This window comes from Enterobacter sp. B79-1, assembly GCF_057444735.1.
Genome location: NZ_JBYAZJ010000003.1, coordinates 1 through 18,227 on the forward strand (window position 1 = coordinate 1; position 18,227 = coordinate 18,227).

17 protein-coding genes and 1 rRNA gene are annotated in these 18,227 nt (G+C 54.3%); 8 read left to right on the plus strand and 10 right to left on the minus strand.

The window, feature by feature from the left end; genetic code table 11:
• Window positions 1-602: ribosomal RNA gene (locus tag AC2T6E_RS10430) — 16S ribosomal RNA — on the minus strand; the annotation flags it as partial.
• Window positions 603-969: 367 nt separating this feature from the next.
• Window positions 970-1,536, minus strand: coding sequence for a D-glycero-beta-D-manno-heptose 1,7-bisphosphate 7-phosphatase (gmhB, locus tag AC2T6E_RS10435; RefSeq protein ID WP_444508158.1), 567 nt, complete (start codon window positions 1,534-1,536; stop codon window positions 970-972).
• A 188-nt stretch (window positions 1,537-1,724) separates the two neighbouring features.
• Here gmhB and metN point away from each other — a divergent pair, with 188 nt between their 5' ends.
• The 6 genes from metN (at window position 1,725) to proS (ending at window position 7,304) form a co-directional block, all read left to right on the plus strand.
• Window positions 1,725-2,756: a methionine ABC transporter ATP-binding protein MetN gene (gene metN / locus AC2T6E_RS10440; RefSeq protein WP_028015600.1), complete on the plus strand. Its 1,032-nt coding sequence runs from the start codon at window positions 1,725-1,727 to the stop codon at window positions 2,754-2,756.
• Window positions 2,749-3,402: a methionine ABC transporter permease MetI gene (locus tag AC2T6E_RS10445; protein WP_003856130.1), complete on the plus strand. Its 654-nt coding sequence runs from the start codon at window positions 2,749-2,751 to the stop codon at window positions 3,400-3,402. The genes metN and AC2T6E_RS10445 overlap by 8 nt, the downstream gene beginning before the upstream one ends.
• 40 nt (window positions 3,403-3,442) lie before the next feature.
• Complete coding sequence (gene metQ, locus AC2T6E_RS10450) at window positions 3,443-4,258, plus strand: methionine ABC transporter substrate-binding lipoprotein MetQ (RefSeq protein WP_126545035.1); 816 nt, start codon at window positions 3,443-3,445, stop codon at window positions 4,256-4,258.
• 106 nt (window positions 4,259-4,364) lie between these two features.
• Window positions 4,365-4,769: an Rcs stress response system protein RcsF gene (gene rcsF, locus AC2T6E_RS10455; protein WP_010426664.1), complete on the plus strand. Its 405-nt coding sequence runs from the start codon at window positions 4,365-4,367 to the stop codon at window positions 4,767-4,769.
• Entirely contained in the window at window positions 4,766-5,473 is a 708-nt protein-coding gene (tsaA, locus tag AC2T6E_RS10460; protein ID WP_010426666.1) for a tRNA (N6-threonylcarbamoyladenosine(37)-N6)-methyltransferase TrmO, read from the plus strand. Before rcsF ends, tsaA begins: the two co-directional genes overlap by 4 nt.
• Window positions 5,474-5,585: 112 nt before the next feature.
• The gene (proS, locus tag AC2T6E_RS10465; RefSeq protein WP_010426668.1) at window positions 5,586-7,304 is read left to right on the plus strand and encodes a proline--tRNA ligase; all 1,719 of its coding nucleotides are present in this window, start codon (window positions 5,586-5,588) and stop codon (window positions 7,302-7,304) included.
• A gap of 50 nt (window positions 7,305-7,354) precedes the next feature.
• Here the strand turns inward: proS and nlpE are convergent, their stop codons facing one another.
• The 3 genes from nlpE to AC2T6E_RS10480 are packed head-to-tail and all read right to left on the minus strand — an operon-like array spanning window position 7,355 to window position 9,052.
• Window positions 7,355-8,053: an envelope stress response activation lipoprotein NlpE gene (nlpE, locus tag AC2T6E_RS10470; RefSeq protein WP_089599129.1), complete on the minus strand. Its 699-nt coding sequence runs from the start codon at window positions 8,051-8,053 to the stop codon at window positions 7,355-7,357.
• Window positions 8,054-8,087: 34 nt separating this feature from the next.
• Window positions 8,088-8,510: an alternative ribosome rescue aminoacyl-tRNA hydrolase ArfB gene (gene arfB / locus AC2T6E_RS10475; protein WP_089599130.1), complete on the minus strand. Its 423-nt coding sequence runs from the start codon at window positions 8,508-8,510 to the stop codon at window positions 8,088-8,090.
• Window positions 8,507-9,052 (minus strand): YaeQ family protein, encoded by a 546-nt coding sequence (locus tag AC2T6E_RS10480; protein ID WP_108417039.1) that lies wholly within the window; start codon window positions 9,050-9,052, stop codon window positions 8,507-8,509. Before AC2T6E_RS10480 ends, arfB begins: the two co-directional genes overlap by 4 nt.
• A gap of 196 nt (window positions 9,053-9,248) precedes the next feature.
• On the opposite strand from AC2T6E_RS10480, the gene AC2T6E_RS10485 reads away from it, so the two are divergent.
• Both AC2T6E_RS10485 and rof read left to right on the plus strand, forming a co-directional pair.
• The gene (locus AC2T6E_RS10485) at window positions 9,249-9,449 is read left to right on the plus strand and encodes a YaeP family protein (protein ID WP_008501889.1); all 201 of its coding nucleotides are present in this window, start codon (window positions 9,249-9,251) and stop codon (window positions 9,447-9,449) included.
• Complete coding sequence (gene rof, locus AC2T6E_RS10490) at window positions 9,436-9,696, plus strand: Rho-binding antiterminator (protein ID WP_010426685.1); 261 nt, start codon at window positions 9,436-9,438, stop codon at window positions 9,694-9,696. Before AC2T6E_RS10485 ends, rof begins: the two co-directional genes overlap by 14 nt.
• Before the next feature lie 28 nt (window positions 9,697-9,724).
• Here the strand turns inward: rof and tilS are convergent, their stop codons facing one another.
• The 5 genes from tilS to dnaE form a co-directional block, all read right to left on the minus strand.
• Window positions 9,725-11,011, minus strand: a complete 1,287-nt coding sequence (tilS, locus tag AC2T6E_RS10495) for a tRNA lysidine(34) synthetase TilS (RefSeq protein WP_486691606.1) — start codon at window positions 11,009-11,011, stop codon at window positions 9,725-9,727.
• A gap of 58 nt (window positions 11,012-11,069) precedes the next feature.
• Window positions 11,070-11,459 carry a VOC family protein gene (locus AC2T6E_RS10500; RefSeq protein WP_214594861.1) on the minus strand — a complete coding sequence of 130 codons (390 nt, stop codon included), beginning with the start codon at window positions 11,457-11,459 and terminating at the stop codon, window positions 11,070-11,072.
• Between the two features lie 65 nt (window positions 11,460-11,524).
• Complete coding sequence (locus AC2T6E_RS10505; RefSeq protein WP_126816905.1) at window positions 11,525-13,657, minus strand: lysine decarboxylase LdcC; 2,133 nt, start codon at window positions 13,655-13,657, stop codon at window positions 11,525-11,527.
• Between the two features lie 101 nt (window positions 13,658-13,758).
• On the minus strand, window positions 13,759-14,718 hold the full coding sequence (accA, locus tag AC2T6E_RS10510) for an acetyl-CoA carboxylase carboxyl transferase subunit alpha (protein ID WP_023310466.1): 960 nt from the start codon (window positions 14,716-14,718) through the stop codon (window positions 13,759-13,761).
• A gap of 12 nt (window positions 14,719-14,730) precedes the next feature.
• Window positions 14,731-18,213 (minus strand): DNA polymerase III subunit alpha, encoded by a 3,483-nt coding sequence (dnaE, locus tag AC2T6E_RS10515; protein WP_458667314.1) that lies wholly within the window; start codon window positions 18,211-18,213, stop codon window positions 14,731-14,733.
• Window positions 18,214-18,227 lie beyond the last annotated feature (14 nt).

Genomic DNA, 18,227 nt, shown 5'->3' on the forward strand with positions numbered 1-18,227 from the left:
TCCGACTTGACAGACCGCCTGCGTGCGCTTTACGCCCAGTAATTCCGATTAACGCTTGCACCCTCCGTATTACCGCGGCTGCTGGCACGGAGTTAGCCGGTGCTTCTTCTGCGGGTAACGTCAATCGACAAGGTTATTAACCTTATCGCCTTCCTCCCCGCTGAAAGTACTTTACAACCCGAAGGCCTTCTTCATACACGCGGCATGGCTGCATCAGGCTTGCGCCCATTGTGCAATATTCCCCACTGCTGCCTCCCGTAGGAGTCTGGACCGTGTCTCAGTTCCAGTGTGGCTGGTCATCCTCTCAGACCAGCTAGGGATCGTCGCCTAGGTGAGCCGTTACCCCACCTACTAGCTAATCCCATCTGGGCACATCTGATGGCAAGAGGCCCGAAGGTCCCCCTCTTTGGTCTTGCGACGTTATGCGGTATTAGCTACCGTTTCCAGTAGTTATCCCCCTCCATCAGGCAGTTTCCCAGACATTACTCACCCGTCCGCCGCTCGCCGGCAAAGTAGCAAGCTACTTCCCGCTGCCGCTCGACTTGCATGTGTTAGGCCTGCCGCCAGCGTTCAATCTGAGCCATGATCAAACTCTTCAATTTAAGTTTGATGCTCGTGAATTAAACTTCGTAATGAATTACGTATGTTCACTCAGAGACTTGGTATTCATTTATTGTCCGAAGACATTAAGAATCCATGTCACTTTGAGTGCCCACACAGATTGTCTGATAAATTGTTAAAGAGCAGTGCAACGCGGCTTTCGCTCACCGTTGCGAGGTGGCGTATATTACGCTTTCCTCTTTCAGAGTCAACCCGTTATTTCAGGATTTTTTCTCTTCACCGACCCGGTTGTTTGTGAAGTGATTCACATGTTCCGTGTCGATGGAGGCGCATTATAGGGAGCCGCCGAGGAATGACAAGCGGAAATATGCATTTTTATTTCGACCGCTCACCTTTTCACCAAAAAGGCTATTTTTGGTGCTTTTTAATCTCTCCAGGCAGGTCTGCCAGACTATTAATTACCCAATCTGCCGCATTCTCTGCTTCTGGCGTCACTGGCTTACCGGTGCGAACTAATATTTTGGTCCCAACCCCCGCAGCAGCAGCTGCCTGCATATCTTCCAGTTTATCGCCCACCATATAAGAGGCAGCCATATCAATGTGCAGAAATTCCTGCGCAGAGATGAACATCCCCGGATGCGGTTTACGGCAATCACAGGTCTGGCGATACTCTTCTACCGTTCCCTGCGGGTGATGCGGACAATAATAGATGCCGTCGAGATCCACACCGCGATCGGCCAGCGACCAGTCCATCCATTCCGTCAGCGTCTCGAACTGCGCTTCGGTGAATTTACCGCGTGCAATACCGGACTGGTTAGTCACAACCACCAGCGCATAACCCATCTCTTTCAGCTGGCGCATGGCATCTATTGCGCCCTCGATAAACTCGAACTCATCAATCTCATGGACGTAACCATGATCCACATTAATAGTGCCATCACGATCGAGAAAAATTGCGGGTACTGATTTTGCCACCGGTTTGCTCCTGAAAAAGGCATGTTCCGCTAGTATCTCATGAATCGCAGCGCAATAAAGTGCTCATCGCACAGAGTTGGATTGATTTAGACGTCTGGATGCCTTAACATCCGTTTTGTTTACGGTCATCACCCGTATCTGGCAGAACAAAATGCCACGGCTAACTTACATATGATAAAAATAATCTAATGATTAAACTTTCCAATATCACCAAAGTGTTCCAGCAGGGGAACCGAACCATTCAGGCGTTGAACAATGTCAGCCTGCATGTTCCTGCTGGTCAAATTTATGGCGTCATTGGCGCATCGGGTGCAGGTAAAAGTACGCTGATCCGTTGTGTTAACCTGCTTGAGCGTCCAACCCAGGGCAGCGTTGAAGTTGGCGGGCAAGAGCTTACCGCCCTCTCAGAGAAAGAACTCACTAAAGCACGCCGCCAGATTGGCATGATCTTCCAGCACTTCAACCTGCTGGCTTCCCGTACCGTTTTCGGTAACGTCGCATTACCGCTGGAGCTGGACAACACGCCTAAAGAAGAAGTGAAGCGTCGCGTCACCGAACTGCTCGACCTCGTGGGTCTGGGCGATAAACATGATAGCTACCCGGCGAACCTGTCCGGTGGGCAGAAACAGCGTGTGGCCATTGCCCGCGCGCTGGCAAGTAATCCTAAGGTGCTGCTGTGCGATGAAGCGACCAGCGCACTGGACCCAGCGACCACTCGTTCGATTCTGGAACTGCTGAAAGATATTAATCGTCGCCTGGGCCTGACGATCCTCCTTATTACGCACGAAATGGATGTGGTGAAACGCATCTGTGACTGCGTGGCGGTCATCAGTAACGGTGAACTGATCGAGCAGGACACGGTAAGTGAAGTGTTCTCGCATCCGAAAACTCCGCTGGCGCAGCAGTTTATTCAGTCCACGCTGCATCTGGATATTCCGGAAGATTATCTGGAACGTCTGAAAACAGAAGCAACGGCAGACAGCGTCCCAATGCTGCGTATGGAATTCACCGGTCAGTCCGTTGACGCTCCACTGCTTTCCGAAACTGCCCGTCGCTTTAACGTGAACAACAACATCATTAGCGCGCAGATGGATTACGCCGGTGGCGTGAAGTTCGGCATCATGCTGACGGAAATGCACGGGACACAAGAAGAAACCCAGGCGGCGATTGCCTGGCTGCAAGAACACCATGTAAAAGTAGAGGTACTGGGTTATGTCTGAGCCGATGATGTGGCTGCTGGTTCGCGGCGTTTGGGAAACGCTGGCAATGACCTTTGTATCGGGCTTCTTTGGTTTTGTGATTGGTCTGCCGGTCGGCGTCCTGCTGTACGTGACGCGTCCCGGTCAAATCATTGAGAACGCGAAGCTGTATCGCACCCTCTCTGCGCTGGTGAATATCTTCCGTTCTATCCCGTTCATTATCCTGCTGGTATGGATGATTCCGTTTACCCGCGTGATCGTCGGAACGTCTATCGGTCTGCAGGCGGCCATCGTTCCGCTAACCGTAGGTGCAGCGCCGTTTATCGCCCGTATGGTGGAAAACGCCCTGCTGGAGATCCCAACCGGTCTGATCGAAGCCTCCCGCGCAATGGGCGCAACGCCGATGCAGATCGTACGCAAAGTGCTGCTGCCTGAAGCGTTGCCTGGCCTGGTGAACGCAGCGACCATCACGCTCATCACGCTGGTCGGCTATTCCGCGATGGGTGGCGCAGTGGGTGCTGGCGGTTTAGGCCAGATCGGCTATCAATATGGCTATATTGGTTATAACGCTACCGTAATGAATACCGTTCTGGTATTGCTGGTTGTGCTGGTTTACTTAATCCAATTCTCTGGCGATCGCATCGTCCGGGCTGTTACTCACAAATAACGTTACACACAACACAAACTCGACGAGTTAAGGATAAAACATGGCGTTTAAATTAAAGACCTTTGCAGCGGTAGGCGCGCTGATCGGCTCTCTGGCATTGGTGGGTTGCGGTCAGGACGAAAAAGATCCAAACCACATTAAAGTGGGCGTTATCGTGGGTGCTGAGCAGCAGGTTGCTGAAGTTGCGCAGAAAGTGGCGAAAGAAAAATATGGTCTGGACGTTGAGCTGGTAACCTTCAACGATTACGTGCTGCCGAACGAAGCGCTGAGCAAAGGCGATATTGACGCCAACGCCTTCCAGCACAAACCATACCTGGATCAGCAGATCAAAGATCGCGGCTACAAGCTCGTTGCGGCCGGTAACACCTTCGTTTACCCAATTGCCGGTTACTCGAAAAAAATCAAATCGCTTGATGAACTGCAGCCCGGCTCCCAGGTTGCGATCCCTAACGACCCAACAAACCTCGGTCGCTCCCTGCTGCTGCTGCAGAAAGTGGGCCTGATTAAACTGAAAGACGGCGTGGGTTTGCTGCCGACTGCACTGGACGTTATCGAGAATCCGAAAAATCTGAAACTGGTTGAGCTGGAAGCACCACAGTTGCCACGTTCACTTGACGATGCACAGATCGCACTGGCGGTGATCAACACCACTTACGCCAGCCAGATCGGCCTGACCCCTGCGAAAGACGGCATCTTCGTTGAAGATAAAGACTCCCCATACGTCAACCTGATCGTGACTCGCGAAGACAACAAAGACGCGGAAAACGTGAAGAAATTTGTTCAGGCTTATCAGTCTGACGAAGTTTACCAGGAAGCCAACAAGGTGTTTAACGGCGGTGCTGTTAAAGGCTGGTAATCTCCTCTCAGTGTAATATCATCAGGGCGGGCTTATGCCCGTCTTGTCATTTATGCAGGCAACTGATTCAATATCCGTTGTTTTGATTATCCATTGAGGAACTATTATGCGTGCTTTACCGATCTGTCTCTTAGCACTCATGCTGAGCGGCTGTTCTATGCTAAGCAGATCTCCTGTTGAACCTGTTCAAAGCACAGCAACCCCGCCAAAAGCGGAGCCAGCAAAACCGAAAGCGCCTCGCCCTGCACCGGTACGCATTATCACTAAAGCCGACGATCTCGTGGGCAAGCCATTCCGTGAACTGGGTGAAGTGAGCGGCGAATCCTGCCAGGCAACGAATCAGGACTCTCCTCCAAACATTCCAACGGCCCGCAAGCGTATGCAGATTAACGCGTCCAAAATGAAAGCCAACGCGGTGCTGCTGCACAGCTGTGAAGTGACCAGCGGTACGCCAGGATGTTATCGTCAGGCTGTTTGTATCGGTTCTGCACTAAACATTACGGCGAAATGAGTGCATTTCAGTTTGAGCAAATAGGCGTTATCCACTCTCCTTATAAAGAGAAATTCGCCGTACCGCGCCAGCCCGGTCTGGTGACACGGGGCGGCGGCGAGCTTCATCTGATCGCGCCCTACAATCAGGCCGATGCGGTACGCGGGCTCGACGCCTTCAGCCACCTGTGGGTTGTCTTTGTGTTTCACCAGACCATGGAAGGTGGCTGGCGCCCTACGGTGCGCCCTCCTCGTCTGGGAGGAAATGCAAGAATGGGCGTTTTCGCCACCCGTTCGACCTTTCGTCCCAACCCCATCGGCATGTCGCTGGTTGAACTGAAAGGTATACGCTGTCAGAAGGATCAAGTGATCCTCGAGTTAGGCAGTCTTGACCTGGTGGATGGCACGCCGGTTATCGACATCAAGCCGTATTTGCCTTTCGCTGAAGCGCTACCGGACGCCCGGGCAAGTTATGCTCAGGACGCCCCACAGGCCGATATGCCGGTACACTTCACGCCTGAGCTCACCGTCCAGATACATCAGCTCGAAAAGCGTTATCCCCATCTTCGGGACTTTATCGTTGAAGTACTGGCGCAGGACCCTCGTCCCGCCTACCGAAAAGAAGAGGAAGCCGGTAAAACCTATGCCGTCTGGCTACTGGATTTTAACGTGCGCTGGCGCGTAACCGGGGCAGGTTTTGAAGTGTTTGCCCTGGAACCCAGGTAATTTTAACCTCCTCTCTTTTGGCATCTTTGCCACACTGGTAAACTAAACCACTTTTTTTGTGTCAGGTTGGCCTTTAAGCCAGCCCTACTCGTCGAAACGGAACCGTAACAACATGCGTACTAGCCAATATCTGCTCTCCACTTTAAAGGAGACACCTGCCGACGCCGAAGTGATCAGCCATCAGCTGATGCTGCGCGCCGGGATGATCCGCAAGCTGGCCTCCGGGTTATACACCTGGCTGCCGACCGGCGTGCGCGTCCTGAAAAAAGTCGAAAACATCGTGCGTGAAGAGATGAACAACGCCGGTGCTATCGAGGTGTTAATGCCGGTCGTTCAGCCCTCTGAACTGTGGCAGGAGAGCGGTCGCTGGGAGCAGTACGGTCCGGAACTGCTGCGTATTGCCGATCGCGGCGATCGTCCGTTTGTCCTCGGCCCAACGCATGAAGAAGTCATTACCGATCTGATCCGTAATGAGCTGAGCTCATACAAACAGTTGCCGCTGAACTTCTTCCAGATCCAGACTAAATTCCGTGACGAAGTGCGTCCACGCTTTGGCGTCATGCGCTCTCGCGAATTCCTGATGAAAGACGCCTACTCTTTCCATACTTCTCAGGAATCGCTGCAAGAGACTTACGACGCCATGTACGCTGCGTACAGCAAAATCTTCTCCCGCATGGGTCTGGATTTCCGTGCGGTGCAGGCTGATACGGGTTCTATTGGCGGTAGCGCATCGCATGAGTTCCAGGTACTGGCACAGAGTGGTGAAGACGATGTGATCTTCTCTGACTCCTCTGATTACGCGGCAAACATCGAGTTTGCTGAAGCACTGGCACCAAAAACGCCACGCGCTGCTGCCACCGAAGAGATGAAGCTGGTTGATACGCCAAACGCGAAAACCATCGCCGAGCTGGTTGAACAGTTCAACCTGCCGATTGAGAAAACGGTAAAAACCTTGCTGGTGAAATCCACCGAGGGTAGCGCATACCCGCTGGTTGCCCTGCTGGTCCGTGGCGATCACGAGCTGAACGAAGTGAAAGCCGAGAAGCTGCCGCAGGTTGCCAGCCCGCTGACCTTCGCCACGGAAGCGGAAATCCGCGCCGTTGTGAATGCGGGGCCAGGATCACTGGGTCCAGTCAATCTGCCGGTTCCGGTTGTTATTGACCGCACGGTTGCCGCAATGAGCGACTTCTCTGCTGGAGCAAACATCGACGGTAAGCACTACTTCGGCATCAACTGGGATCGCGACGTGGCGACGCCAGAAGTGGCTGACATCCGTAACGTGGTTGCAGGCGATCCAAGCCCGGACGGCCAGGGTACGCTGATGATCAAGCGTGGTATCGAAGTGGGTCATATCTTCCAGTTAGGCGATAAATACTCCCGCGCGATGAACGCTGCCGTTCAGGGCGAAGATGGCCGTAACCAGGTTCTGACAATGGGCTGCTACGGTATCGGGGTGACGCGTGTTGTTGCTGCGGCTATCGAGCAAAACTACGACGAGCGCGGCATCGTCTGGCCGGACAACATCGCGCCGTTCCAGGTTGCGATTCTGCCAATGAATATGCATAAGTCTTACCGCGTGCAGGAACTGGCGGAAAAACTTTACGCTGAGCTGCGCGCCAAGGGCATCGACGTGCTGATGGATGACCGTAAAGAGCGTCCTGGCGTGATGTTTGCTGATATGGAACTGATCGGTATTCCGCACACCGTTGTCATCGGCGACCGTAACCTCGATAGCGACGAGATTGAATACAAATACCGTCGCAGCGGCGAGAAACAGATGATCAAGACTGGCGACATTCTTGATTACCTGGTGAAAGCCATTAAAGGTTAAGAAACAAAAAACCCCGCTCCGGCGGGGTTTTTTAATGGCGCTACGTCAGCCTATTTACTGTCGCAGTTTTTACCTGCAACAAATTTCGCGTCTTTATCGGCCACCAGTGTTTTCACCATCTCACCGCTGTCCGGGTTCGGCTCCAGGGTAAAGTGACCATCCACCGTCAGCAGAACCGGCTTGCTGTCGTTGCCGCGCGCCACGGCGTAATCACGCTCCAGCTGAGCATTGTTTGCCACGCTGACTTTCTTACCGGTGACGCAATCGGTGAAGATTGCCGCATCTGCCATGTAGAAATACATTCCTCGCATCGCCATTGGCGTGGCAGGCAGTGCCGCTTTTACCGGGGCGAGCGTGTAGTTGAACTGAGACTCAATAGGATTGCCTTCACGGTCAAGCATTTCCATGCTGTCACCTTTAGGGCGGAACCAGGTTTTCTCACCGGTCGTATCCGTCAGAACCAGCTTCTCAGCCGTACGTGCCCAGGTTCCGTAAGTCCCAAACGAAGAAGGCTCTTTCGCGCCCTGATAGCGCTGGTTCATTACCCATGTGCCGTCTTTTTGCAGGAACAGGGATGTTTCGATGCCCTCACAGTCTGCACAAGGCAATACGCCACGCCAGCTCTGCTGCATCGGCTTTAATTCTTCCGTTTGCGTAGGCTGTAATACCTGCGTTTCCGAACGGTTGTTACACCCAAAAAGCGCAAACAGCGTACTCACTGCCAGCGCTGACCATAATACTTTTTTCACAATGAATTCCTTATGAAAAGTGTGTTCCCTTTCGTCACTCTGTAGGGCGACGAACTTTACCGCGTAGTGCTTTCACTGTGGATTTCTGCGCCTTTGACGATAGCCGACGCTCTTTCGATGCACGTGTGGGCCGCGTTGCCCGACGGCTTTTCTGCACTGTCGTTAATTCTTTAATCATCGCCACCAGCCTCGCAATCGCCGCTTCCCGGTTTAACTCCTGGCTGCGGTACTCCTGCGCTTTAATCACAATGACGCCATCGCTGGTGATCAGATGATGGCTGGCGGCAAGCAGACTTTCTTTATAATACTCTGGCAGGCTGGAGGCCCGAATGTCAAAGCGCAAATGGATAGCCGTTGAGGCCTTGTTAACGTGCTGACCGCCCGCGCCCTGCGCCCGGATGGCAGTGATCTCCAGCTCGTTATCCGGAATGCTGACGTTTCGGGACAAAACTATCATGACGCCGGTTGCCACGCCGTTAAATGGATTTCCAGATTATTCTGAGAATCAGAAAGCCAGATCGCACCGTCCTGAATCGTCGCCTGCAGAACCATCGTTCGGCCAGCAAACTCGCTCAGTTGCGCCAGCTGCTCATCATCCAGATACCAGACGGTGAGATTTTTAAACTGTCCGCACTTGCCCTTGTTTTGCTGCCACCAGATCTCCGCAGCGCGTTGATTATACGCGAATAACGCCACCTCAGCGGACTGGGTGCACGCCTTTTTAATCCTGCGCTCATCCGGCAGGCCAAGCTCAATCCACAAATCGATACCGAGATGATCGTTGCGCAGCCAGGCTTCGGGTTCATCTTCCGCACTCAAACCACGCGTAAATTGCAAACGCTCGTCGGCGTATTTAATCCACGCCAGCAGGCGCAGCATCATGCGTTCCTGGGTTTCAGAGGGGTGACGCGCCAGCGTCAATGACGCATCGAGGAACTGGTTGCGGTCAAGATCCGCCACATTGACCACAGCTTTATAAATTGTCGCTTTCAGCGCCATCAGAGAACTCCTTTCGATTCAGGCGGACATTGTAGCGAAAACCGGAGCAAAACGCTGTTACGAGGTGATGAATAGTGCGCTATCAAGGCGCTGATATTGCTTAAATGAGTATGGTATAGTCACCTTGCTAAACCGAGTTTATCTTCGTAGGCTTAATGATATCTCACAGTAAGTCAGTGCGCTGGCGGGAGGGGATGTGAATAATTATTGTGAGTTAATTCGCAAACGGTATGCGGAAATCGCCAGCGGCGATCTGGGGTATGTCCCGGACGCGTTGGGCTGTGTATTGAAGGTGCTTAATGAAGTGGCCTCTGATGAGAGCCTTTCAGAGTCGGTCAGGGAAAAAGCAGCGTATGCTGCGGCGAATTTACTGGTGAGCGATTATGTCGATGAATGATACTTATCAACCCATCAATTGTGATGACTATGACAACCTCGAACTCGCCTGCCAGCATCATTTAATACTGACGCTGGAGCTAAAAGATGGCGAAGTGTTGAAGGCGAAAGCCAGCGATTTGGTTTCACGTAAGAATGTGGAATATCTGATAGTGGAAGATGCCGGCGCGACGCGCGAGCTTCGTCTGGACAAAATTGCCAGCTTCAGCCATCCGGAAATCGGTACCGTTGTGGTAAGCGAATCCTGATGACACTCACGGGCAGCCCGGCTGCCCGTTACGCATTCCACTCAAACGAAACGCCCTTTTCTGTCCACCCTTCTTCAGTGATAAACACGCCCGCAGCGGCAATAAGCGTCTCACCATAAAACAGCAGCGGCGTGGTATCGCGCAGCCAGGGCGGCACATTGTTCTCCTGCCAGATTTTCTTCAGCTTTCGTCCGCCATTACGCCCGACGATATGCAGCAAACCACCGGCTTTAAAACGCACCGTAACGGGCTCATCCGCTTCAGGCAGACGCACGTGACCGGCATTCTTCAGGGATACGCTACCCGCACCAGCGGGTAATGTCAGTGCTTCCACCAGGCAGGGCCAGTCGAGAACAACATCAGAAAGAGAACAGCGGGATTTAACCCACCACAGTTTGCCCTGATAGCGCCTGACCTCGAAGCCGTTCAGGTAAACGCTCGGTGTGGCATCTTCTCGCGCCTGCGCCACTTCATCCCATATTCTGCCGAGCATTGCTCGCGACGGCATGACGGCATGATGAGAGGCCAACCAGCGGCGTAAAACTGCGGCACGGCGTACCGCACTCATCGCTTCCAGCGGCGCAATTGCCAGCGAACCCTCAGAGGAAATCAGCTTGGCCAAATCATCACTTAGCAACTCATCCAGCAGGCTCTCCTGCTCGGCACAAAGCGCGGCGCTCCTGGCCGTCGCCTCAGCAAAGTGCTCCCAGCGTTCGGTCAGTAACGGTACGACGCGCAGACGCAGGAAGTTACGATCGTAGCTGTCGTCCTGATTGCTTTCGTCTTCAATCCAGCTCAGCTGATGTTCATGCGCCCAGGATTCAAGAGAAGCACGTGTTTCACCCAGCAGCGGGCGGATTAATTCGGTTCCGGCAAAACGCGCACGCTCAGGCATGGCGGATAACCCCGCCGGACCACTGCCCCGCTTAAGCGCAAGCAAAAACGTTTCGCACTGATCGTCAAGATGCTGCGCCGTAACGAGTGCTTCACCGGGCCGTAAGGCGCGAGCAAAAGCGGCATAGCGGGCCTTGCGCGCCTGCGCCTCAATGCCCAGCCCTTCCTCGTGGAGAATCACGCGTTCAACCCTCAACGGAATGCTCCACGCCTCACAGAGTGCTTCACAGTGCGCTCCCCATGCATCAGCATGAGGACTTAACCCGTGATGGATATGTATCGCCCGGAGTTGGACGTCAGACACCTGGTCACGCCAGAGCTTAAGGCGATGGAGCAAAACGGTGGAATCCAGCCCACCGCTAAACCCCACCAGCAGCTGGCGGTACGGTGAAACGGCTTGTGCAATAGCGGGTGAGGTCATAGGAAATTACACATAAAAAATGCCCGGACTAAGCGGGCATTATCACACATGACGGCGATTACTGCTGGTAAAGCTCCAGCGGCAGGCCATCGGGGTCGTTGAAAAAGGTAAAACGCTTGTCGGTGAACGGATCGACGCGTATCGCTTCGCACATCACGCCGTGCGATTCCAGATGCTTGACCGCGCTATTAAGGTCATCAACGCTAAAGGCCAGATGGCGCAGGCCGCAGGCTTCCGGGCGGGAAGGGCGCGCAGGCGGAAAAGGAAATGAGAACAGCTCAATCACATATTGCCCGTTTAACGCCAGATCGCCCTTCCAGGAGTCGCGCTCCTCGCGATAAGCCTCACTGAGCAGCGTAAAGCCAAGGATATCGCAATAGAAGGACTTACTTTTTGCGTAATCGGTCGCAATAATCGCAATATGATGAACAGCTTTTAAACCCAGCATATCTTCTCCTTTTTATGATGCCTGAACGTTACAACCGAAAACCCGCACCTTGCAAGCGGTCACCTTTATTTTAGGACTCGCACCCAGTACACGCCCTGCTCATCGCGCTTCGCACCGTGGATATCGGTCTCAAAGCCCGGATAATGGCGTCCGACAGAGCAGAGCATCAACAAGAAATCGAGCACCGCCCGACTCTCTTCGGTGATCATCTCACCGGGCATTAAAAGCGGAACACCCGGCGGATAAGGCAGGATCATGTTGGCCGACACCCGCCCGACCAAATTTTCCAGCTCGATGGTTTCCACCTCGCCTTTCACCTGCCGCTGCCACGCTTTGTGTGGCGTGAGTTTCATTTCCGGTAGGACATCAAACGCCTGCAGCATCAGACGCGGCAGGTCGTGCTGGCGGATCAGTTTGTGGATCCCCTGAGCCAGATCCTGAATACGCATATTCCGATAGAAGTCAGGATCCTCCGCGTAGAGATCCGGCAGCATGTTCTTCACCCGCAGGTTGAGATCGTAGGCGCGCTTAAACTCCATCAGGCCGCGCAACAACCCCATCGCGCGGGTTTTGTCGATCCCAATGCTGAACAGGAACAGTAGGTTATACGGCCCGGTTTTCTCCACCACCACGCCGCGCTCGTCCAGGAACTTCGCCACCAGCGCGGCGGGGATCCCTTCATCACCCATAATGCCCTGCTCGTCCATGCCCGGCGTCAGGATCGTCACTTTGACCGGATCGAGGAACATATGGTCGGCATCGGCATCTCGGAAACCATGCCAGTCTTCGCCGGGCGAGACGGGCCAGCATTCTGCTTCATCAATCTCTTCCGGCTGCCAGATATCAAAGAACCAGCCGTCGGCTTCATCTTTCAGCCGCTGAACTTCTTTGCGGAAATGCAGCGCGCGCTCCACCGAGCGGTTGATCAGGCGTTTGCCCGGATTGCCGCGCAACATCGCCGCGGCCGTTTCAATCGAGGCCACCAGCGGATAGCTTGGCGAGGTAGTGGTGTGCATCATAAAGGCTTCGTTAAACGTATCTTCGTCGTACTCACCTTTGATGTGAATTAACGAAGCCTGCGAAAACGCAGCCAGCATTTTATGGGTCGACTGCGTTTCGAAGAACACTTTGCCCGGCACACGCTCGCCGCTCATACCGCTTTTACCGGCGTAAATCGGGTGGAAATTGGTGTACGGCACCCACGCTGAATCAAAGTGGATCGACGGCACATCCAGCGTCTGCTTGATCCAGTTGGTGTTGTACAGCAGGCCGTCGTAGGTGGAGTTAGTGATCACCGCGTGAACAGGCCAGCTCGCGCCGGGGATCGCCGCGACCTTACCTTCTATGGCGTCATGCGTAAACTCACGACGCGGGATGCCGCCAAGAATACCGAGCGCGTTGCGCGTGGGTGACAGCCAGAGCGGCACGACGTCGCTCATCATCAGCAGATGCGCCAGCGATTTATGACAGTTGCGGTCAATCAGCAAGGTACTGCCTGCAGGGGCAGCGTACATCCCGACGATTTTGTTCGAGGTCGAGGTGCCGTTGGTCACCATATAGCTCTGCTCTGCGCCAAAGGTGCGGGCAATATACTCTTCGGCCTCCAGGTGCGGACCGGTGTGATCCAGTAGAGAGCCTAATTCGGTGACTGAAATCGACACGTCCGCTTTCAGCGTGTTGCCGCCAAAGAAATCATAGAACAGGCAGCCCACCGGGCTTTTTTGATAGGCCGTTCCCGCCATATGGCCTGGCGTACAGAAGGTATATTTGCCTTCCTTCACGTAGGTGAAGAGCGCGCGGGTAAACGGCGGCGTAATGTTATCGAGATATTCACCGGTATATTGCTGAATGCGGGTCGCAATATCCTCCGCCACGCCGAGCGAATATTCAAAGAACCACAGCGCCATTCGCATATCATTGGCGCTGACGTCCATGGTTGAGTGGGTATTGATAAACGCGTAAAGCGGGAGATATTCGTTCAGCTTGTTGATATCGCTGCACAGTTCGAGGTCATATTCATCCCAGTCGAAGATCACGCCACAGATACGCGGATTATGCTCGATGAACTTCAGCAGGTCGGCGCTGTTGTGCGGCCAGATCAGCTGATATCCGCGCGACTGCAGGGCTTGCTCCAGCTCCTTAATCGGCTCATCTTTATAAAAGACGCCGTGTGGCCCCATAATGGCAATGATATTCATGGGCTTCCTCCTTAAAAAACATTAGCTAAGCATAGCCCGGCTAAACCGCAGGTATAAAAAAAGCCGCAACAGTGTGCGGCTTTTTCAGATAATTATGAAGCTTACGCGTAACCGTAGGTCATCAGACGCTGGTAGCGACGGTTGAGCAGATCGTCTTTGCTCAGCACGTCCAGATCCGCCAGGTCAGCCAGCAGCTGTGCTTTCAGGGAAGCGGCCATCACTTCCGGCTTACGATGCGCACCACCCAGCGGTTCCGGGATGATGGAGTCGATCAGCTTAAGCTCTTTCAGGCGCGGCGCAATGATGCCCATTGCTTCTGCAGCCAGCGGCGCTTTATCGGCGCTTTTCCACAGAATGGACGCACAGCCTTCCGGGGAGATAACGGAATAGGTGCTGTACTGCAGCATATTCACTTTATCGCCCACGCCAATGGCCAGCGCACCACCGGAACCGCCTTCACCAATAACGGTACAGATGACCGGCACCTTCAGACGAGACATCTCGCGCAGGTTGCGCGCGATAGCTTCAGACTGACCGCGCTCTTCTGCGCCCACGCCAGGGTAAGCACCCGGGGTGTCAATGAAGGTGATGATAGGCATGTTGAACCGTTCAGCCATCTCCATCAGACGCAGGGCCTTACGGTAGCCTTCTGGTGCTGGCATCCCGAAGTTACGACGGATTTTCTCTTTGGTTTCACGACCTTTCTGATGACCAATGATCATCACCGGGCGTCCGTCCAGACGCGCGATACCGCCAACGATAGCTTTATCGTCAGCGTATGCGCGATCGCCTGCCAGTTCGTCAAATTCGTCAAACGCCAGGCGGACATAATCCAGGGTGTACGGACGCTGTGGATGGCGTGCCAGCTGGGCCACCTGCCATGCGCCGAGATCGGCAAAGATTTTGCGCGTCAGTTCTACGCTTTTCTCGCGCAGACGATGCACTTCTTCGTCGATGTTAATATCCAGTTTTTCATCCTGACGGCTTACCGCTGTCAGAGAATCGATTTTCGCTTCCAGCTCTGCAATCGGCTGTTCGAAATCAAGGAAATTCAGACTCATAGTATTCCTGTATTAGTCAAACTCCAGTTCCACCTGCTCCGAACCAATGAGGCCACGGAGATCGTTCAGTAAACGATCGCTCGGAGAGACACGCCACGTTGCACCAAAGCGCAACCGCGCACGTGCATCCGCCCTCTGATAGTAGAGATGTACTGGAATGGTCCCCGAGCGGTGGGGTTCCAGAGACTGACGGAGTCGGTTTAAAAGCTGGTCATCAATTTGCCTGTCCGTCAGCGAGATAGCAAGCCCGCGAGCATATTTTTCCCGGGCTTCGTCAATGTCAATCACTTCGCGGGCGGTCATTTTAAGCCCCCCGCTGAAGTCATCAAAGCTGACCTGTCCGCTGACGATAAGTATGCGGTCTTTTTCCAGCAAGTGCTGGTATTTATCCAGCGCGTCGGTGAATAACATCACCTCCAGACGCCCGGAACGGTCATCCAACGTACAGATGCCGATACGATTGCCGCGCTTGGTGACCATTACCCTTGCAGCAATCACGAGCCCCGCAGCCGTGGTGATTTTACCACGATCTGTCGGATGCATGTCTTTTAGCCTGTGGCCGCCGACATAGCGCTCAATTTCTTTGATGTACTGGTTGATTGGGTGCCCCGTCAGGTACAAGCCTAACGTTTCACGCTCCCCATCCAGTACCACCTGTTCAGGCCACGGCTGGCAGTTGGAGTATGACTGTTCAATCTGCTCTGGCTCTTCCGCCAGCACGCCAAACATATCCGCCTGACCAATCGCTTCCGCTTTTGCATGCTGATCCGCCGCTTTCAGGGCGTCGCCCAGCGAGTTCATCAGCGCGGCGCGGTGCGGCCCCAGCCTGTCAAACGCGCCGGACATGATCAGTTTTTCCAGCACGCGGCGGTTCAGTTTTTTAGTATCAGTACGGGCGCAAAGATCGAACAGCTCGCGGAAATACCCGCCGTTGTTACGCGCTTCGATGATCGCCTCGATCGGGCCTTCGCCCACGCCTTTGATCGCGCCGATCCCGTAAACGATCTCCCCGTCGTCGTTGACGTGGAAGTGGTAGAGCCCCGAGTTAATGTCCGGCGGCAGGATCTTGAGCCCCATGCGCCAGCACTCGTCCACCAGGCCAACCACCTTCTCGGTGTTGTCCATATCGGCCGTCATTACCGCCGCCATAAATTCAGCAGGATAGTGCGCTTTCAGCCACAGCGTTTGATACGACACCAAAGCATAGGCGGCGGAGTGGGATTTGTTAAATCCGTACCCGGCGAATTTCTCCACCAGGTCAAAGATCTTAATCGCCAGTTCACCATCAACGCCGTTTTTTCTCGCGCCTTCTTCGAAAGTGCCTCGCTGCTTGGCCATCTCTTCCGGCTTTTTCTTACCCATTGCACGACGCAGCATGTCCGCGCCGCCGAGCGTATAGCCGGAAAGCACTTGGGCAATCTGCATCACCTGTTCCTGATACAGGATGATGCCGTAGGTTGGCTCCAGCACCGGCTTCAGGCTTTCGTGCTGCCACTGAACGTCCGGATAGGAAATCTCTTCGCGCCCGTGCTTACGGTCAATAAAGTTATCTACCATCCCCGACTGCAGCGGGCCCGGACGGAACAGGGCCACCAGTGCGATCATATCTTCGAAGCAGTCGGGCTGCAGACGTTTAATCAGATCTTTCATGCCGCGGGATTCAAGCTGGAAGACGGCGGTAGTCTCCGAGCGCTGCAGCATGTCGAAACTTTTTTTGTCATCCAGCGGGATGGCAGCGATGTCTATTGGCTCAAGGCCCTGCTTTTCCCGGCGCGGGTTGATCATCTTCAACGCCCAGTCGATGATCGTCAACGTACGCAGGCCAAGGAAGTCGAACTTCACCAGCCCGGCGTATTCTACGTCGTTCTTATCGAACTGGGTAACCGGGTGCTGGCCCGCTTCATCGCAGTATAGCGGTGCGAAGTCGGTGATTTTGGTCGGGGCGATAACCACGCCCCCCGCATGCTTACCGGCGTTACGCGTGACGCCTTCCAGCTTGCGCGCCATGTCGATCAGCGCTTTAACTTCTTCGTCGGCTTCGTAGATTTCCGGCAGCTGAGGTTCGGCTTCAAACGCTTTTGCCAGCGTCATGCCCGGATCGGGCGGCACCAGCTTGGAGATACGATCAACAAACCCGTACGGGTGGCCCAGCACGCGGCCGACGTCACGGATAACCGCTTTCGCCGCCATCGTACCGAACGTAATAATCTGCGATACCGCATCACGGCCGTACATATCGGCGACGTGCTCGATCACCTGGTCGCGTTTCTCCATGCAGAAGTCGACGTCAAAGTCGGGCATGGAAACACGTTCCGGGTTAAGGAAACGTTCGAACAGCAGGTCAAACTCCAGCGGGTCGAGATCGGTAATTTTAAGCGCGTAGGCCACAAGCGATCCCGCACCGGAACCACGGCCCGGACCTACCGGCACGCCGTTATCCTTCGACCACTGGATAAACTCCATAACGATCAGGAAGTAGCCGGGGAAGCCCATCTGGTTGATCACCTGGAGTTCAATATCCAGACGTTCATCGTACGGTGGGCGTTTCTCTTTGCGAACGGCTTCATCCGGGAACAGGAACTCCAGACGCTCTTCCAGGCCTTCCTTCGATTTTACGACCAGGAAATCTTCCGTGGTCATGTCACCCGTCGGGAACTGCGGCAGGAAGTACTCGCCGAGACGCACGGTGACGTTACAGCGTTTTGCTATTTCAACGCTGTTTTCCAGCGCTTCCGGGATGTCAGAGAAGAGCTCACACATCTCCTCTTCGTTGCGCATATACTGCTGAGAGGAGTAGTTACGCGGACGTTTAGGATCGTCGAGGGTGAAGCCGTCATGGATCGCCACACGAATTTCATGTGCGTCAAAATCACCCGCTTCAAGGAAACGGACATCATTGGTGGCCACCACAGGCAGACCGCGCTCTTCGGCGAGTGCCACGGCGGCATGCAGATAGCTCTCTTCGTCCGCACGCCCGGTGCGGATCAGCTCAAGATAGTAGCGATCCGGGAAATACTCTTCGTAGAACGAGACGCACTGATCCACCAGCGCACTGTTGCCACGCAGCAGACACTTGCCGACATCGCCCATGCGACCTCCGGAAATCAGCAGCAGGCCTTCGTTCAGCTCTGCCAGCCAGTCGCGGTCAATCCACGGGCCCATCGCACCATATCCACGCTGATAGGCTTTAGAGATAAGCAGGGTAAGGTTCTGATAACCGGTGTTGTTCATCGCCAACACGGAGATCTGCGTCATCTCATCGCCGAGCAGCTCGCTCTGGACATGAAAATCCGCGCCGACAATTGGCTTTAACCCGGCGCCATGCGCGGTTCCGTAGAACTTCACCAGGCCACACAGGTTGGTAAAATCGGTGATCGCCAGCGCAGGCATGCCAAGCGCGGCCGCCTTTTTTACCAGCGGTCCGGTCTTTGCCAGCCCATCGATCATGGAGTAGTCGCTATGCACCCGCAGGTGTACGAAACGTGGTTCAGCCATCTTCAGATTCCGCG

Coding starts and splice junctions, on each gene's coding strand:
- metN (WP_028015600.1), top strand. CDS start 1,725: ATGATTAAACTTTCCAATATCACCAAAGTGTTCCAGCAGGGGAACCGA.
- AC2T6E_RS10445 (WP_003856130.1), top strand. CDS start 2,749: ATGTCTGAGCCGATGATGTGGCTGCTGGTTCGCGGCGTTTGGGAAACG.
- metQ (WP_126545035.1), top strand. CDS start 3,443: ATGGCGTTTAAATTAAAGACCTTTGCAGCGGTAGGCGCGCTGATCGGC.
- rcsF (WP_010426664.1), top strand. CDS start 4,365: ATGCGTGCTTTACCGATCTGTCTCTTAGCACTCATGCTGAGCGGCTGT.
- tsaA (WP_010426666.1), top strand. CDS start 4,766: ATGAGTGCATTTCAGTTTGAGCAAATAGGCGTTATCCACTCTCCTTAT.
- proS (WP_010426668.1), top strand. CDS start 5,586: ATGCGTACTAGCCAATATCTGCTCTCCACTTTAAAGGAGACACCTGCC.
- arfB (WP_089599130.1), bottom strand. CDS start 8,510: ATGATAGTTTTGTCCCGAAACGTCAGCATTCCGGATAACGAGCTGGAG.
- AC2T6E_RS10480 (WP_108417039.1), bottom strand. CDS start 9,052: ATGGCGCTGAAAGCGACAATTTATAAAGCTGTGGTCAATGTGGCGGAT.
- rof (WP_010426685.1), top strand. CDS start 9,436: ATGTCGATGAATGATACTTATCAACCCATCAATTGTGATGACTATGAC.
- tilS (WP_486691606.1), bottom strand. CDS start 11,011: ATGACCTCACCCGCTATTGCACAAGCCGTTTCACCGTACCGCCAGCTG.
- AC2T6E_RS10500 (WP_214594861.1), bottom strand. CDS start 11,459: ATGCTGGGTTTAAAAGCTGTTCATCATATTGCGATTATTGCGACCGAT.
- AC2T6E_RS10505 (WP_126816905.1), bottom strand. CDS start 13,657: ATGAATATCATTGCCATTATGGGGCCACACGGCGTCTTTTATAAAGAT.
- accA (WP_023310466.1), bottom strand. CDS start 14,718: ATGAGTCTGAATTTCCTTGATTTCGAACAGCCGATTGCAGAGCTGGAA.
- dnaE (WP_458667314.1), bottom strand. CDS start 18,213: ATGGCTGAACCACGTTTCGTACACCTGCGGGTGCATAGCGACTACTCC.